Annotated in this window: 1 protein-coding gene; it reads right to left on the bottom strand. The window is 86.8% G+C overall.

Annotated features, from left to right (window positions below; genetic code table 11):
- Nucleotides 1-267 precede the first annotated feature (267 nt).
- Nucleotides 268-485 (bottom strand): hypothetical protein (locus tag PUR26_RS00220; RefSeq protein WP_329868037.1); only part of this gene is annotated, 218 nt, incomplete at its 5' end.

The following is a 485-nucleotide window of genomic DNA, read 5'->3' as shown; positions in this document are numbered from 1 at the left end:
GGGGGGGGGGGGGGGGGGGGGGGGGGGGGGGGGGGGGGGGGGGGGGGGGGGGGGGGGGGGGGGGGGGGGGGGGGGGGGGGGGGGGGGGGGGGGGGGGGGGGGGGGGGGGGGGGGGGGTCGGGGGGGGGGGGGCGGGGGGGGGGGGGGGCCGCCCCCGGTTCCCGGGGCGGGGGGGGGGGCGGGGGGGCCCGCGCGCCGCCCCCCCCCCCCCCCCCCCCCCCCCCCCCCCCCCCCCCCCACACCCCCCGCCCCCCGCCCGCCGCGGTGCTAATGGTCCTCGGGAGCTCGCGCAGCGACCGCAACCCCGAGAGCCTCGCCAGAGCCGCCGCCGAGCCGCTCCCCGCCGGCACCCGGCAGCCGGCTCAACAGCCTCACACTGCTCAGGCACTGCTCCTCCCGGCTTCCGCGCACGGCGATCCCCAGTTCGTTCGTCATCGGCGACGAGGCGGTGCCCCGCACCTCCACCGGGAAGCCCGACCGCCAGC

Source organism: Streptomyces sp. SP18CS02 (genome assembly GCF_036322365.1).
Lineage (GTDB): Bacteria > Actinomycetota > Actinomycetes > Streptomycetales > Streptomycetaceae > Streptomyces.
The sequence above is the reverse complement of the archived record's forward strand: the minus strand, read 5'-3'. Positions and strand labels throughout refer to the sequence as shown.